Source organism: Roseovarius sp. MBR-79 (assembly GCF_053628555.1).
In genome coordinates this window covers 1-15139 of record NZ_JBRJGP010000036.1, presented here as the reverse complement: position 1 = coordinate 15139, position 15139 = coordinate 1, and the positions used below count along the sequence as shown (strand labels likewise).

13 protein-coding genes and 4 pseudogenes are annotated in these 15139 nt (G+C 61.8%); 7 read left to right on the top strand and 10 right to left on the bottom strand.

Features of this window, described 5'->3' with window-relative positions; genetic code table 11:
* Positions 1-93: 93 nt before the first annotated feature.
* From ACSSV8_RS18980 to ACSSV8_RS18945, 8 genes are all read right to left on the bottom strand, one after another.
* Positions 94-234, bottom strand: a complete 141-nt coding sequence (locus ACSSV8_RS18980; RefSeq protein WP_454283511.1) for a hypothetical protein — start codon at positions 232-234, stop codon at positions 94-96.
* Between the two features lie 407 nt (positions 235-641).
* The gene (locus ACSSV8_RS18975; RefSeq protein WP_454283510.1) at positions 642-1244 is read right to left on the bottom strand and encodes a thiamine pyrophosphate-dependent enzyme; all 603 of its coding nucleotides are present in this window, start codon (positions 1242-1244) and stop codon (positions 642-644) included.
* 43 nt (positions 1245-1287) lie between these two features.
* Positions 1288-1860 carry a hypothetical protein gene (locus ACSSV8_RS18970; RefSeq protein ID WP_454283509.1) on the bottom strand — a complete coding sequence of 191 codons (573 nt, stop codon included), beginning with the start codon at positions 1858-1860 and terminating at the stop codon, positions 1288-1290.
* Between the two features lie 39 nt (positions 1861-1899).
* Entirely contained in the window at positions 1900-3498 is a 1599-nt protein-coding gene (locus tag ACSSV8_RS18965; RefSeq protein ID WP_454283508.1) for a GMC family oxidoreductase, read from the bottom strand.
* A gap of 8 nt (positions 3499-3506) precedes the next feature.
* Entirely contained in the window at positions 3507-4376 is an 870-nt protein-coding gene (locus ACSSV8_RS18960; protein WP_454283507.1) for a GntR family transcriptional regulator, read from the bottom strand.
* A 13-nt stretch (positions 4377-4389) separates the two neighbouring features.
* Positions 4390-5682, bottom strand: a complete 1293-nt coding sequence (locus ACSSV8_RS18955) for a TRAP transporter large permease (RefSeq protein ID WP_454283506.1) — start codon at positions 5680-5682, stop codon at positions 4390-4392.
* The gene (locus ACSSV8_RS18950) at positions 5679-6200 is read right to left on the bottom strand and encodes a TRAP transporter small permease (protein WP_454283505.1); all 522 of its coding nucleotides are present in this window, start codon (positions 6198-6200) and stop codon (positions 5679-5681) included. Before ACSSV8_RS18950 ends, ACSSV8_RS18955 begins: the two co-directional genes overlap by 4 nt.
* An 8-nt stretch (positions 6201-6208) precedes the next feature.
* A complete protein-coding gene (locus ACSSV8_RS18945; RefSeq protein ID WP_454283504.1) occupies positions 6209-7243 on the bottom strand; it encodes a TRAP transporter substrate-binding protein in 1035 nt (344 codons plus the stop codon).
* A gap of 272 nt (positions 7244-7515) precedes the next feature.
* Here ACSSV8_RS18945 and ACSSV8_RS18940 point away from each other — a divergent pair.
* From ACSSV8_RS18940 to ACSSV8_RS18930, 3 genes and pseudogenes are all read left to right on the top strand, one after another.
* Positions 7516-8094 (top strand): annotated as a pseudogene (locus ACSSV8_RS18940) (aconitase X); the annotation flags it as partial.
* A gap of 149 nt (positions 8095-8243) precedes the next feature.
* Positions 8244-8432: a hypothetical protein gene (locus tag ACSSV8_RS18935; protein ID WP_454283503.1), complete on the top strand. Its 189-nt coding sequence runs from the start codon at positions 8244-8246 to the stop codon at positions 8430-8432.
* Positions 8433-8490: 58 nt separating this feature from the next.
* On the top strand, positions 8491-10302 hold the full coding sequence (locus ACSSV8_RS18930; protein ID WP_454283502.1) for a SulP family inorganic anion transporter: 1812 nt from the start codon (positions 8491-8493) through the stop codon (positions 10300-10302).
* Positions 10303-10496: 194 nt separating this feature from the next.
* Here the strand turns inward: ACSSV8_RS18930 and ACSSV8_RS18925 are convergent.
* A pseudogene (locus tag ACSSV8_RS18925) lies at positions 10497-10622 on the bottom strand (integrase core domain-containing protein); the annotation flags it as partial.
* A 136-nt stretch (positions 10623-10758) separates the two neighbouring features.
* Here ACSSV8_RS18925 and ACSSV8_RS18920 point away from each other — a divergent pair.
* Positions 10759-11541 (top strand): annotated as a pseudogene (locus ACSSV8_RS18920) (IS110 family transposase); the annotation flags it as partial.
* On the opposite strand, the pseudogene ACSSV8_RS18915 reads toward ACSSV8_RS18920, so the two are convergent.
* A pseudogene (locus ACSSV8_RS18915) lies at positions 11523-11669 on the bottom strand (IS3 family transposase); the annotation flags it as partial. The pseudogenes ACSSV8_RS18920 and ACSSV8_RS18915 overlap by 19 nt on opposite strands.
* A 213-nt stretch (positions 11670-11882) precedes the next feature.
* Between ACSSV8_RS18915 and ACSSV8_RS18910 the strand changes: the two are divergent.
* Genes ACSSV8_RS18910 through ACSSV8_RS18900 form a run of 3 tightly spaced genes read left to right on the top strand, consistent with a single transcriptional unit; the run spans position 11883 to position 14994 of the window.
* Positions 11883-13109, top strand: a complete 1227-nt coding sequence (locus tag ACSSV8_RS18910) for an aconitase X (RefSeq protein WP_454283501.1) — start codon at positions 11883-11885, stop codon at positions 13107-13109.
* Positions 13106-13519, top strand: coding sequence for an aconitase X swivel domain-containing protein (locus tag ACSSV8_RS18905; protein ID WP_454283500.1), 414 nt, complete (start codon positions 13106-13108; stop codon positions 13517-13519). The genes ACSSV8_RS18910 and ACSSV8_RS18905 overlap by 4 nt, the downstream gene beginning before the upstream one ends.
* Positions 13516-14994, top strand: coding sequence for an NAD-dependent succinate-semialdehyde dehydrogenase (locus tag ACSSV8_RS18900; RefSeq protein ID WP_454283499.1), 1479 nt, complete (start codon positions 13516-13518; stop codon positions 14992-14994). Before ACSSV8_RS18905 ends, ACSSV8_RS18900 begins: the two co-directional genes overlap by 4 nt.
* Positions 14995-15139 lie beyond the last annotated feature (145 nt).

Genomic DNA, 15139 nt, shown 5'->3' with positions numbered 1-15139 from the left:
TCGCTACGTCGACCCGAACGGCAATCTGCGAGACTACGGCAAGCGCGTCCTCGGTGCTTAACGTACTATTCTGCACCCAGCCGGAATCTACCCCTATTCCGGTGCCAGATCGCGGCGCAGCCACAGCACGCCAAGCTCGAACGTGTTCCAGAGATAGACCCAGCCGACAGTCAGGTTCGCTGTGCCACCGACCAACCGGGCAATCGCTGTGCCTTCGTCCTGTCTGGTGTTCATAGGTACCTGCCTTCTTGCCCGCGCTTGCTCTGGTGACCCGATGTGTTCGGGCCAATGTCGCGTTTGGTGTTTGGCTGGGCTCCTTACGCCTCGCTGGAAAAAGAGGCGGCACCGAAGGATCCGGCGCTGCCAGTTGGTCGCCCACAGGGAGGTAAAAAAGGGCGAATGATATCGCGGATACATCGGCTCGATTTTGGTCTTTTGGGGCAATGCACACCCTTGAAATCGCCATTCTGACAACCGCAATCCACAATCACCTGACAATGCTGCCAGCTTCCATGTGGAGCCGGAACAAGAAGGCTTACGACAAAGTCGAAGCACCAGCCCACCCGCATCCGCTAGTCCGGCCCCTGCACGGAGAAGGAAAGAGTGGCGGACTCCCCGGCGGTTCGGGGCGCCCTGCCTTGTCAGTCCGGGGCCGCCGCGAGGGTGCTGCGCAGCTTCTCGGCTTCCACGCCCATGCGGGCGAAGTGGTAGTCCGGCAGGTCCGGCTGCAAATTTTCGGCACCCCAGAGGTTGCCGCTTGCCGGCTCGATCTTTAGCTCCACGAAATGCGGGCCGGGAGACGCTAGCAGATAGGGCAAGGCCTGTCGGAAGGCTTCATGGTCGGCGAAGTGGTGCGCGCTGCGATAGCCCGCCGCCTCCGCCATCTCGCTGTAGCGCACGTCGGCGCTGCCCGGCACATCGAGATTGACCATGTTCTCGAACCACACGCCGTTGTTGAAGACGACGTGGATGAAGTTTTTCGGCGCGTTCTCGACACAGGTGACGAGCGAGCCCAGCTGCATCTGCAGGCTGCCGTCGCCATCCAGCACGATGACCGACCGCTCAGGCTGGCTCAGCGCGAGGCCGAGCCCTAGCGCCGAGGCACCGCCCATCAGCGGCACGCAGCTCACCCGCAGAGTTTCGGGGGCCAGGGTGTCGACCCACTTGATCGCCGACATGGTGGGCACGAGGATGCCGTCGCCGACATGTTCCAGAACGGCCCTGACGGCCTGTTCGCATTTCATGGCTTATCCTTTCCTGAGACGGTGTGACCGGGCGCGGAAGCGACTACTGCCACGCCATGTTGCGGTCGAAGATCACGGCCGCGGGCCAGCTGCGGCGCTCGCTCTCGGAATAGGCTTCGGAGATCTTCGCGAGGTCGGCCGTGGTCTCGACCTTCCAGTATGGAATGTCGAGCAGCTCGAGTAGCGGCTCCAGTATCCGCACGATCCGGCGTGAGGAGGCGGTGGTCGGCTGGCCGAAATTGTCGGGTTCGCGCCCGAACTGACCGATCATTATCACCAGCGGCATGTTGGAGTCGAGCCCGATGCCACGCAGCGCGTTGAGCCCGGCATAGAGCCCCTGATTCTGGATCACTACGACCGAGCGCTGGCCGCCGATATGCAACCCGGCGGCCACGAGAAAGGCCTCGTCTTCGGTGGTGCATTTCTGCACGCGCACCGTCGGCGCCTCGGCTCTGTCCTTCTGGGTGTCGAGCGCGCGTTGCAGCGGCAGCTGCACCCAGTCGGATACCGTCACGACATTGCCGACGCCGTTGTCACGCAGAACCTGGAGAACCTGCTCGCCGTTGGGCGCTGTCACAGCCTGCGCCGGGTGGTCTGGGAGTTGTGCTTGGGTCATGTGTTGTCCTGTCTTTTGTAGCGTTGGAAGGACTGCGCATCAGAGCGCGGCATCTTCGAGGATCATGTCGGAGGCCTTCTCGCCGATCATCACGACCGGGGCGTTGGTATTGCCTGAGACGAGGTTGGGCATGATGCCGCAATCGGCGACCCGCACATTGGCCAGCCCGTGCACCCGGAGGCGCGCGTCGACCACCGAGTTATCGTCGCTGCCCATCCGAGTGGTGCAGCTCGGGTGGAAGATGGTGGCCCCCGCGTTTCGCATCCACTCGACGATCTGCTCGTCGCTCTCGACCTCGGGGCCGGGCTGGTGGTTGGCTTCCTTGTAGTCGGCCAGGGCCGGGCTGTCGGCCAGGCGGCGGGCAAACTTCACCCCCTCGAGCGAACAGCGCCAGTCGAGATCGGTGGTCAGATAGCGCGGGTGGATGATCGGCACGCCGTCATGCGCCGGCGAGGAGATATGCACCGAACCGCGCGAAGTCGGCCGCAGCTGGCAGACCGAGAAAGTGAACCCCGGGAACTTGTCGGGCTTGCCGGCGGCCAAGTTCGCGGTGAGTGCCGAGAAATGGAACTGGATGTCGGGCCCGGCGGATTCCTCCAACACTTGGGTGAACATGCCGGCATGGTTGATGCCCACGGCCATCGGCCCGGTGCGGCGCAGTATGTATTCCGCCCCGATGCCCAGCCGCCCCCAGAACGAGTTGAGCTTGTCGTTCGAGGTGATCGGCTTCTTGCAGCGGAACTGGAGCCGGAACTGCAGGTGGTCCTGCATGTTCTCGCCCACCGCCTTGAGCTCGTGCACCATCTCGATGCCCATCGAGCGCAGCAGCTCTGACTGGCCCACGCCAGAGCGTTCGAGCAGCATTGGGCTGTGCAGCGCGCCCGCAGAGAGCACCAGCTCGCGGCCGACATGGGCCACCTTGGTCTCGCCGTTCTGGACATACTCGATGCCGGTGGCCTTCTTGCCGTCGAAGACGATCCGCTTGGCCATGGCGCCGGTCTCGACGCGCAGGTTGGCCCGATCACGGGCCGGCTTGAGATAGCCCACTGCCGTCGAGCAGCGGAAGCCGTTATGGGTGAAGAGCTGGTAGTAACCCACACCTTCTTGGTTGGGGCCGTTGAAATCATCGGTGGTCTTCACGCCCTGCTCGTTGCCGGCGCGGATGATGGCCTCCATCAGCTCGTGGCGCTCGTGGATATCGGAGCATTTCAGCGGGCCATCGCCGCCGTGGAACTCGCTTTCACCACGTTCGTTGCCCTCAAGCTTGCGGAAATAGGGTAGAACATCGTCCCAGCCCCAGCCGCGATTACCTTCCTGGGCCCACAGATTGTAGTCGAGCGGCTGCCCGCGCACATAGATCAGCCCGTTGATCGAGCTCGACCCGCCTAGCACCTTACCGCGCGGCCAGTAGATCCGGCGGTTGTTCATTTCGGGGTCGGGCTGGGTATAGAAGCACCAGTTGTATTTCTCGTTGAACATCGTCTTGGCGTAGCCCACAGGGATATGGATCCAGTGGTAGCGGTCCTTTGGGCCAGCTTCGATCAGCAGCACGCTGTGCTTGCCATTATCGGAAAGTCGGTTCGCTAGGACGCAGCCGGCCGTGCCTGCACCGACAATGATGTAATCATAAGTTGCCATCTTTTCTCTCAACTAAGTTTTTCTGATCCTAGGATCTCGAGCTTACGCACACCTACGGGGACAAAGATTTTTTGGTAGGAGACCGGCGCGTCGAGATGCGTATAAGAGAGCACGTCGATCACCATGCCGGAGGCCGGAACATCAGTCATCTGCAGCAGCGTCGCTTGGTCATCGTTAAAGGTTTCCGCCCGGGCGTATTCCTTTAACATGAGGGTCGGCGCATTGAAGTTGCGCGCCATCACGTGGCGGATCACCACGCGCTCGAGATCCTGAGACGGCATCTCGAGGATCGGCGCGAAACGGACCGCGTCGATGTAGAACTCGCTCAGGCAGTTGAACTCGTTGTTCACCCGGATGCGCCGGCGCACGCGGATATACTCGCCCGCCCCGCCGAGAAACCGGGCGATTTCGCCCTCGTCGCGCATTAGTTCCCGGTCGACCAGCTCGGCATAGACCGGGAGTATCTCGCCGGTTTCCTCGCCGACGAACCGGAAGTGCAGAAGCTGGCGCGACTGACCCTTCCCGGCCGAGACGAAAGTGCCCGAGCCGTGTCGCCGCACGATGATCTCCTCGGCGGCCAGTGCGCTCAGCGCGTTCTGCACCGTGCCGAGGCTGATCTTGAGCTCCTTGGCGAGTAGCCCTTCCGCCGGCAGCTTGTCACCGGGCAGCCAGAGCCCCTCGATGAGCGCGTCGCGAAACGCACTTCCCAGCCGTTTGTAGAGTGGTTCGAATTTGTACGACGGGTCGGATAACTTTTCGCGGAGTGCGTCTAACTGATCCGAGAGATTGCTCCGGGAGGCGGCCCGCTCTTCCGGGGGCAAGCTCCCGCCGACACGGACCATGTCGGTGGGAAAAGTGATTTTCTTGGTGTCGGTCATGGAGTTCTCCTAGTCAGCGTGCCACGAGACCATAGGCGAAGGTGCTCAAGCTCGGGAAGATGATCAGGACAAACGCGAAGACCAGCAGCAAACCGATCAGGGGCAGGACTGCCAAGCTGATCTTCTCAATGGAGGTCCGTGACACCGCGGAGGCGACGAACAGGTTCACCCCGAGAGGCGGCGTCAGCATGCCCACCTGCGACAGCACTACGAAGAGGACGCCGAACTGCACCGGGTCGACCCCGAGCTGCACCAGCGGCGGCAGCAGGATCGGCGTGAGCAGCACGATCGAGCTCAGCGACTCCATGAAGGTGCCAATGACAATCAGCAGAAGGCTCACCAACAGCAGGATCAGTAGTGGGTTCTCAGAGATGGAGATGAAGGTCTGGGCAATCTGGTCGGGCACACCGTAGAGGGTGAGCAGACGACCGAAGGCCGTGGCCGGACCCATGATGATGAGCACCGCGCCTGTCAGCTTACCCGTGGTGATCATCGCCTCGATGAACTGCTTCATCCCCAGCTTGCGGCTGATGATGCCCGCGGCACTGGCGTAGAGCACGGCCAGCATCGCCGCCTCGGTGGGCGTGGCGAGCCCACCGTAGATGACACCGAGCACGAGCACCGGCATGACCATTGCGGCCTTGCCCTCCCACAGCGCGGCCAAGAAGGCCTTCATCCGGAACGGTTCGCCGGATTTTCCGAGCCCGGTCATGTGGCCATAGACCCAAGAATAGACCGAGAACAGTGCCACCAGTAGGATGCCGGGGATCAGGCCCGCCAGAAACAGGCCGGTGACCGACACGTTGGCCGAGACGGCATAGACGATCATCGGGTTCGAGGGCGGGATCAGGATGCCGAGCGTGCCGCCGCTGGCGACCACCGCCGCGGACCATGCCACGGGATAGCCCGCGCGCACCATCGCCGGGATCATGATGCTGCCGATCGCCGCCGTCGTCGCCGGGCCCGAGCCGGAGAGCGCCGCAAAAAACGCGCAGGACAGGAAGGTGCAGACCGCGAGGCCGCCCTTGATGTTGCCTGCTAGCACGAACATCACGCGGATGATCTGGTCTGTCAGCTTCGAGCGGACCATCAGCTCCCCGGCCAGGATGAAGCCGGGAATGGCGATCAGGGCAAAGAGCCCGGTGCCAGTATAGAGCGTCTGGGCGATGTAGATGTAGGGCGTCGGCGTGAAGGTCAGCGCGGCCGCCGTGGCGATGCCGAGCGCGTAGCCGATTGGCACGCCGAGCAGCAGCGTGATACCGAGGGAGCCGAAGATGATGAAGGCAATGTTGGGATCGGCCATCATTCACCTCCCCCTTCGACAAGGCCGAAGGCGTCTTCGTCTCGGTGCCGACCCAGCGCATAGCGTTGCACGATGCGAAAGGCGGTCAGGGCGAAGGCCACGGGAATGATCGCGTAGATAAATTGCATGGGTATGTTCAGGGACATGCTGGGCTCGCTGGAGCGCATGGTGATCTGCACGAGCTTCACGCCCTGCCAAGTGGCAAAGATGCAGAAGCCTAGCCAGAGCAGGTCGCCCACCAGAAACCGCAGGTGACGGAGCCGAGCGGGCACCATGTCGAGATGCGCGGAGACGCGGAAATGACCATTCTCACGCGCTGCCAGAACCGAGCCGAAATAGAGAAGGAACACGAACGCGAAGACGCTCAGTTCCTCGGCCATATGTGTCATCGCTCCAAGGGGGGTACCTGAAAGGAAGTAGCGCACGATCGCCGTGAAGCTCAGGCCGACGACCATGATCGTGCAACACAGCACGATCATGGTCTCCTCGAGCCTGCGATCGATAAGTCGAATCAGAGGCATGGCTGGATTTACTCCTCCAGGCCGGCGTTCTGGACGCGCTCGATCCACTCGGAGCCGATCCGGTCACGGTTCGACTCGTAGATCCCTTTCGTCGCCTCGATGAACGGCTCGACATCCTCGATTACGTTCACCTCGACCCCGAGCTCGGCCAACGCCGCCAGACCGTTGACATGCGACTTGGCAGAAATCCACCGCTGATATTCACCCGCCTCGTGGCCGGCCCTCAGAATCGCCTGCTGGTTTTCCTCGGAGAGCGACTGGAACCAAGTGTCGTTCACCAGGATCACGGCGAGCCCGTGGAAGACCGGCACATAGGAATAGTAGTCGAGGAAATCGGTGAACTTCATGTCGATCATGCCCTGCGGCGGGCCTTCGAGCCCATCGGCCACACCTTGCTGGAGGGCGCTATAAAGTTCGCCCCAGTCAATCGCGGTCGGGTTCGCGCCGAGCGCAGAGTAGGTGTCGATCATCGTCGAGTTCTTTGGCAGGCGGAGCTTGATGCCCGACAAGTCTTCGACGCTGGTGATCGGGCGGATGTTGTTCATGATGCCACGATCGCCCCACTCGAGAATCGAGACGATGCGCATGCCGCTGGCTTCGCGATAGCCCTCGAACAGTTCTTTACCGATATCGCCGTAGATCACCGTGTTCACGTGCTCACGGTCGCGAAAGATAAACGGCAGCAGCGTCACATCGAGCGGCAGATACCACTGCGTCGCGTTGTTGATAGCCACGAGTGAGCCTTCGAGCAGACCGAGCTGTGTGTCTTTCGCGGTAGCCTGCTCGAGGCCAAGCTGTGCGTTGGGGAAGATTTTGAAGTTCACTTCGCCGCGCGTGTAGACGTCGACCAGATCCGCGAACCGTTGAGCCCCGATGTCATATGGAGACCCTTCGGTGAGCGCATGTGCGAGGCGCGCCTGCGTCGCGGTCTCTTTCACGTAAGGAACTTTCACCTCTTGGGCCGCACCTAACTGTGCCGATGCAAACAGGGCAGCCGCACTCACGAGCCCCATAAAAGCCTTGCTCTTAAGTCCAATATTCACGCCACTTCCTCCCTTGGCTTTTAGCGCATGCTCCTCAAGCTCTCGGCACTCGACGGCCTCGCGCCGTGTCCTCCTGTGAGCTTTCGCGAAGACTTTGTGACTTGCTCTCTCCTTACAAGTCATATATAGCTATACAGCAACCGATACATCACTGTCAATTTTTATTTTCTCACGCCGAGGCAGCATAGGTAGGTGCGTGGACATAGTGAGGAGAGATAGGTGCAGCTAACCGAAAACGAAAAAGCAATGCTAGGCGGTGAAACGGTGAGGCCGTTCACTGGGCCATGGATCACATGATTCAAGTCGGACGGATATTCGACGCGGAGGATCTAATCGAAGTGAACCAGGCGCACATCATGGATGACCCGGAGGCCGTGGGTGTGGCTGGCGTGGAACTGATCGAGACCTTCGCCAAGGGCGGTGCGCGGGTATCCATCCCGAAGATCACCGATCTGCGCAGCGTGAATGTCGACTACTATTACCTGCTCGGCCAGAGAGAGGAGGTGGCCCAGCTCGAAGCCCGGATAATGCGGTCAATGACCGATCTTGGCATCCTGATGGCCAATACCTGCATCAACTACCAGGCGATCATTCCGCCGGTGCGTGGCGAGCGTACCGATGCTAAACGCATGGCCATCGTTGACACCTTCGAGGCCACCGGCGGCAAGGTGCTCGTGGGCACCTGCTTCTACAACGGGTTCGCACGCGAAATCTGCGAAGCGAACAACTGGTCGCGTCTGCTGAGCACCTCGGCCAAGATCGTCAACAATCTCGGCGGGTACGGCTACCAGGCGGCACTGACGAGCATGGAAAACTGCATCGCCTCCGCCGTCGCAGGGGAGATTGTGTGATGGCCTAACGGAAATGCCACGTGGGAATCGGCCAATGCGTCGAGGAGGACACCCTCGTCGCCCTTGGCGACTTTTCGGTGCGCTAGGATCTCGACCTGACGAAAGGGATCTTCAGCCACCCCAACCACGACCTCGCCGGCGAGAGCTACGTGGGCAAGATGCTGGTGCTCAACACCGCCAACACCATCCTCGCCCAGGGTGCCACCCTGGCCAACCTGACCATGGAAGACCGGTTCGAGGATGGCGATGTGACTGACCTGATCCGCTCGGGCGACCGGATCCGGGTGGACCCGGAGAACGGGGTCGTGACCGTCTTGGTTCGTGGGTCGCCAGACTGATCCCGCCGTCGCGCAGGATGTAACCCCCTTAGGCCGGTTTGCGGCCGGAAAGAAGACAATGGCACATTTCGAAAGCACCGGGGCCTCCGCATGGCTGAGGCGGCCTGACTGGTTTGAGCACGTCAACAGCCGGACATTGCGGCAGGATTTCTTCGCGGGGCTCACTGGCGCTACGATCGTCCTGCCGCAGGCCGTGGCCTTCGCGGTCATCGCCGGGCTGCCCCCCGAATACGGGTTCTACACCGCTATGATTCCGCCGATCTTCGCGGCGTTTTTCGGCTCGTCGTGGCATGCTATCACCGGACCCACGACAGCCATCTCCGCGATGGTCTTCGCCTCGCTCTCGGGACTTTACGAGGTCGGCGACCCGGATTTCATCCGCGCCGCGATCGTACTATCGCTGATGGTCGGCTTGATCCAGATTGGCTTTGCCGCCTTCCGGCTTGGCGCGGTCATCAACTTCGTGTCCCATTCGGTGATGACGGGCTTCATCACCGGGGCCTCGCTGCTGATCCTGCTAAGCCAGATCCGCTACGTCTTTGGGATAGACCTGCCCCGCCCGGAGCACCTGTCCGCGTTCGGCGCCGAGCTGGTGGCCGAGATCGGCCATACCAACCCGGCGAGCCTCTCGATCGGCCTGCTCACGCTCTGCGTGGCTCTTGCGGTGCGGCATTTCAGGCCGGGCTGGCCCAACTACCTGATCGCGCTGGCGGCGGGTACCGGGCTCTACTTCGCCTTCGGGCCGCTTGCCGCCGACGTGGCCACCGTGGGCCATATAGACGAGGCGCTCGCCACGTTCAGCCTGCCGGGCCTGCGCATGGAGGATGTCTCGACGCTGGGATCCGCCGCCTTCGCCATCGCGCTGGTAGGTCTGCTCGAAGCGGTCTCGATCTCGCGGGCGCTGGCGATGCGCTCGGCCCAGATGATCGACCCGAACCGCGAGTTTTTGGGCCAGGGCATCGCCAACCTCGTGGGCAGCTTCTTTCGCTGCTACCCGAGCTCCGGTTCCTTTACCCGCAGCGGCGTGAACTACGAGGCCGGCGCAAAGACCCCGATGGCCAGCATCTTCGCTGCGCTGGCGCTGGCAGTGATCTTGCTATTCATCTCCGACCTCTTCGCCTATGTGCCGGTCCCGGCCATGGGCGGGACCATCATCGTGGTGGCGCTGAAGCTCATCAACCTGCGGGAAATCATGCATTTCTTTCGGGTATCAAAGGCCGAAAGCGGGATCTTTATCATCACTTTCGCCTCGTCGCTCGCCATAAGCCTCGAGTTCGCCATCTACTGCGGCGTCATCATTTCGGTTGTACTGTTCCTCGACCGGGCCGCGCATCCGCGCCTCAGTGTCGGCGTGCCCTTCCAGATTCGTGGGCGGCGCTCCTTCCGCCCGGTGAAGGAGGTGGGCGGCACGGTCTGCCCGCAGCTCATCGTAGTCGGACTCGACGGTCCGCTCTTCTTCGGCTCGGTCGACGTTATCCGCCGCGAATTCCGCCGAATCGAGGCCGAGTACGGGGAGCAAAGCCACATGATCTTCAACATGCGCGGCGTCGGCCAGATCGACCTGCCCGCCGCCGAATTGCTCATCGAGGAGGCCAAGCGGCGTATCGCCCGAGGCGGCCGCCTTTATGTGCAGACGAAGATCCCGCGCACCATCCGGCAGCTGGAAAAATACGGCGTGACGGGACATATCGGGGGCGGCAAGGTGCACCACTACAAGGGCGACGCGATTTCCTTCGCCATCGGCGAATTGCGTCATGACATCTGCCAGGCCTGCGACGTGCGCCTCTGGCACGATTGCCCAACATTTCCTCAACTCCATCCAGACACGGAGCGGGCTTCGTCCACCGACCGTACAGAGAGGCAGGACTGATGACCGAGCCACCTCTGACAGGCTCTGATGATTGAGACTTTTTCAGCCATATCCTCCTGATCTTGTCCGGATCAACCTGGCACAAGTGCCGTCAGGAGGGGCTACCCAACCCATCATCAGAGCCGTACAGGCGCGCGGCATGAACGATCACGTCAGGTGAAAAGCGGTGGCGGCGGTAGAGGTTGGGACACGATCCGGAAGCGGGCGTTGAAGCTCTCGCAGTAACCGTTCTCCCAGGGTGAGCCAGGTTCGATATAAGCTGTCTTCGCACCGACAGCCTTGATCCAGTCGCGGACGGCCTGGGCGATGAATTCCGGGCCGTAGCACGTCGGGAAGAAGCGCTGCCGACAGGTTATGGCCGCACGCGCAGCCTCCACATCGCGCAGCGGGTGGCCATAACCGTGTCTCAGGTCTCAACAGTGGTTTTGCACAACCACACCGCTGAGGAGACCGGCTATGACCGCCACCCATACTATCGCTTCAACTGTTTTAGTCGCCATCGACATTTCCAAGCACCGCCACGAGGTCCTGATCGGGGTCCCCGGCAAGAAGCGCCGTCGGCGCATGACGATCATGAACACTTTGCAAGACTTCCAGCGCTTGTCCGCGGCGCTGGTCGGTTACGACATGCCGGTTCGGATCGGGTTCGAAGCGACTGGCAACTATCACAGGCCGCTGGCGCATCATCTTGGACAGGCCGGGTTCGACTTGAAGCTCATCTCCTCAGTCGGCCTCGCCCGGACACGCGAGGCTTTGCACAACAGCTGGGACAAGAACGATCCGAAGGACGCCCAGGTTATCTTGCACATGCTGGAGATCGGAGCCGTGCAGTTCTTTCACGACCCCCTGGTGGTCGGGACCGCCGACATCCAAGAACTGTCAAAGACGCACGAGATTGTCTCACGTTCGAAGAGCGAGCTCTGGCACCGCATCCTGACGCATTACCTGCCGCTCTACTTCCCCGAGGCCGAGCGGTTTCACCGAAGCTCCCGGACCGACTGGTTCCTGGCGTTCCTCGAGAAGTATCCGACACCGACGATGATCACCGCTATGAGCCGAGAAGCTTTCATCGAAGATGCGTGGCAGGTGGTGGGCAGGAAGGTTTCCAAAGAACGCCTGCTTTCAGATATTTACGCGACAGCCGTCGACTCTGTCGGACTGCCGGTGCGCCCGGATTCCGACGCGGTTCGCATGTTCCGCCTCGTCCTTGCCGAAGGTAGAAACCTTGTCCGCCAGCGGTAATAGGTCTGTTCGACAACGCCGATCTTCCTGATCGCATCCAAACGGGACATACCCTGTCCCATCAACACCTCAACCTGCCGCAGTTTCGACACAATCTCTTCCGGCTTCGGTCGCTTGTTTGCCATTTCTGATCCTCCGTTTCCTAATCATAACGGCGGACCACTTCAAAGGGGGAGGATCAGACTGCCGATACATGCGGTTCAACTTGACATTTCCATTGCAGGTTTATAAAGATATATAGCTATATAGGTGCCCGATCAAAATCCGAGTCTGAGTGATGAACATCTCAGGTGATCGGCCGACTTCTACCAACGCAGCCTTTGACGCAGGAGGGGACATTGAGACTTACGGATGAAGAGCAGACGATGCTTGCTGGGGAATTGGGGCCGGTGAAGCGATGGGCGATCGACCACATGGTGCAGGTCGGACGCATGTTCGATGCCGCCGACCTGGTCCCGGCCAGCCAGGCCCATATCATGGGGGACCCCGAAGCCGTGGGCGAAGCCGGGGCCGATCTGCTCGAAACTCTGCGCCGTGATCAGGCCCGCGTCACCATCCCGACCATCACCGATCCGCGCGGCGTCGATCTGTCCTGGTATGCGCCTCTGGGCCAGACCGAGGAAATGGCCACGCTGGAGCGTCGCATCGTCGAGGCCATGACCGGCATCGGCATTATGATGACCAATACCTGCATCAACTATCAGACCGTCATGCCGCCGGTGCTGGGCGATCACGTCGCCTTCGGTGATACCGGCGTCGTGATCTATTCCAACTCTATCTGCGGCGCTCGCTCGAACTTCGAGGGCGGTCCCTCGGCACTGGCCGCCGGCCTGACCGGCCGCACGCCGCGCTATGGCCTGCATCTGGACGAAAAGCGGCAGGCCACGCGGCGTTTCCGCGTCACCGAACAGCCGAAGAACCTGACCGACTGGGGCCTGCTGGGGGCTGCCGTCGGTAAGCTGGCCGGGTCCTATTGGGCCGTGCCGGTGATCGAGGGGCTGGAAGCCGTGCCGACCTCGGACGAGGCCAAGCATATGGGCGCGGCCATGGCCAGCTATGGCTCGACCCCGCTGTTCCACATGGTCGGCATCACCCCCGAGGCGCCGACGCTGGCCGCGGTTGGCGGCGACAAGCTGCCCGTCGAGATGGTGGGCGAGGATGTGCTGGGCGCGTTGCGCTCGCGCTTTGGTTGCCGGGGCGACAAGGTCGATGTCGTGGTCTTTGCTGCGCCGCAGCTGTCGCTGGTGGAAATGCAGATGGTCGCCGAGCTGTCGCGCGGCCGCACGTTCCAGGTGCCGATCTTTGCCTGCGCCGCACCGCAGGTCTATCCCGACGCGCAGCGCATGGGCTTTGTCGATGCCTTCGAACAGGCGGGCGGCAAGGTGTTGGTCGGCACCTGCTTCTATAATGGCTTCGCGCGCGAGGTTGGCGAGGCCAATGGCTGGACCCGCATCCTCAGCAATTCCGCGAAGATCGTGAACATCCTGGGCGGCTATGGCTATCAGCCCGCGCTGGCCGACATGGCGGCCTGCATCGGTGCCGCCGAAACCGGAGTGATCCAATGACGACGATCCTGAAATGCCATGTCGGCATCGGCCAGACGGTCGAAGACGAGGCGCTGGTGGCCAAGGACGATTTCTCGGCCCGCTATGACCTTGACCGCATCAAGGGCGTCTTCAGCCGCCCCGACCACGCGCTGGCGGGCCAAAGCTATCACGACAAGATCCTGGTGTTGAACACCGCCAAGGGTGGCGTCGCCTCGGCCTGGATGCTGCACGAGATGAAGACCCGTGGCATCGTCCCGAAGGCGATCCTGTTCAACTCGGCCAACACCATCCTGGCACAAGGCGCGGCCCTGGCCGGCCTGACCATGTGCGACCGCTTCGAGGATGGCGACGTCACGGACCTGATCCGAACCGGAGACCAGATCATCGTCGACCCCAAAACCGGAAACGTCACCATCAAAAATCGATGAACGCCCAGGAAGCAAACCAAGGAACCATCATGTCTGAGTATCCCAATACACATACACAGCTGCTGATCGCGGGCGATTGGTGTGACGGCAGCGGCAATCGCAAGATGCCTGTCTACAATCCTGCCACTGGGCTGGAAATCGGCCGGGTCGCCTTGGCAGAACCTGCCGACTTGGACCGCGCGCTGGCGGCTGCCGATCAGGGCTTCCGGGTCTGGCGCGCCACCTCTCCGCTGACGCGGGCGCAGGTCATGCGCCGGGCGGCCGACCTTCTGCGCGAACGCGCCGAAGCGATCGCCCGCGTCATCACGCTGGAACAAGGCAAGCCTATCGCGCAGTCGCGAATCGAGGTCGCGGTCGCTGCCGATACGATCGACTGGTTCGCGGATGAAGGTCGGCGCGCTTATGGCCAGATCATCCCGCCACGCCTGCCCGGCGTGATCCAGATGACGATGAAACTGCCCATCGGGCCAGTCGCCGCGTTTACGCCGTGGAATTTCCCGATCACCCAGTCGGTGCGCAAGATCGCAGTCGCCTTGGGTGCCGGTTGCTCGATGGTCGTCAAAGCCCCCGAAGAAACGCCCGCATCGCCCGCCGCACTGGTCGCCGCATTCGTCGATGCCGGCCTGCCTGCGGGGGTCTTGAACGTTGTTTATGGCGATCCGACCCAGATCTCGGACTACCTGATCAAAAGCCCGATCATCCGCAAGATCTCGTTCACCGGTTCGGTCGGGGTGGGCAAGCATCTTGCATCCCTGGCCGGTCAGCAGATGAAACGCTGCACGATGGAGCTGGGCGGTCACGCCCCGGTCATCGTCACGGCTGACGCGGATATCGAAAAGGCCGCGCAGACCATGGTGACGCACAAGTTCCGCAATGCCGGACAGGTTTGCGTGTCACCGACCCGCTTCATGATCGAAGACGCAGCCTATGACCAGTTCACTGACCGCTTTGTCGAGATTAGCTCGGGCCTGCGCATTGGGGCGGGCATCGAAGAAGATACCCAGCTAGGGCCCTTGTCGAATTCGCGTCGTCTGGACGCCATTGACGAATTGATCGCCGATGCTGTCGATCAAGGTGCCACGCTGCGCTGCGGTGGCCGCCGCGTCGGCAACGAAGGCTGGTTCTTTGCGCCGACGGTTCTGGCCGAAGTTCCGCTGAGTGCCCGGATCATGAATGAGGAACCCTTTGGCCCGGTCGCGATCCTGAACCGCTTCACCTCGCTGGACGATGCCATTGCCGAGGCGAACCGCTTGCCCTTCGGACTTGCCGCCTATGGTTGGACCGGATCCGATCAGGCCGCTTATCGCATGGGTGCCGAGGTCGAAACAGGGATGATGTCGATCAACCATCTGGGGTTGGCTCTCCCGGAAACGCCCTTCGGCGGCGTCAAGGATTCTGGCTATGGCAGCGAAGGCGGTTCAGAGGCGATGGAGGCCTATCTGGATACGCGCTTCGTCACGCGGACCTTTGCCTGAGTGTCAGACGAAAAAGAGACCCGCCTCAGGCGGGTCTCTTCTCTTTGCTTGGCCCTGTACGCACGAAGGGGGTCAAAAGCGGCCACATTTTCGGGTTGTGCGTTTTGAGTTGACATAGCGGGATGATCCGTATGTATGCTCCGAT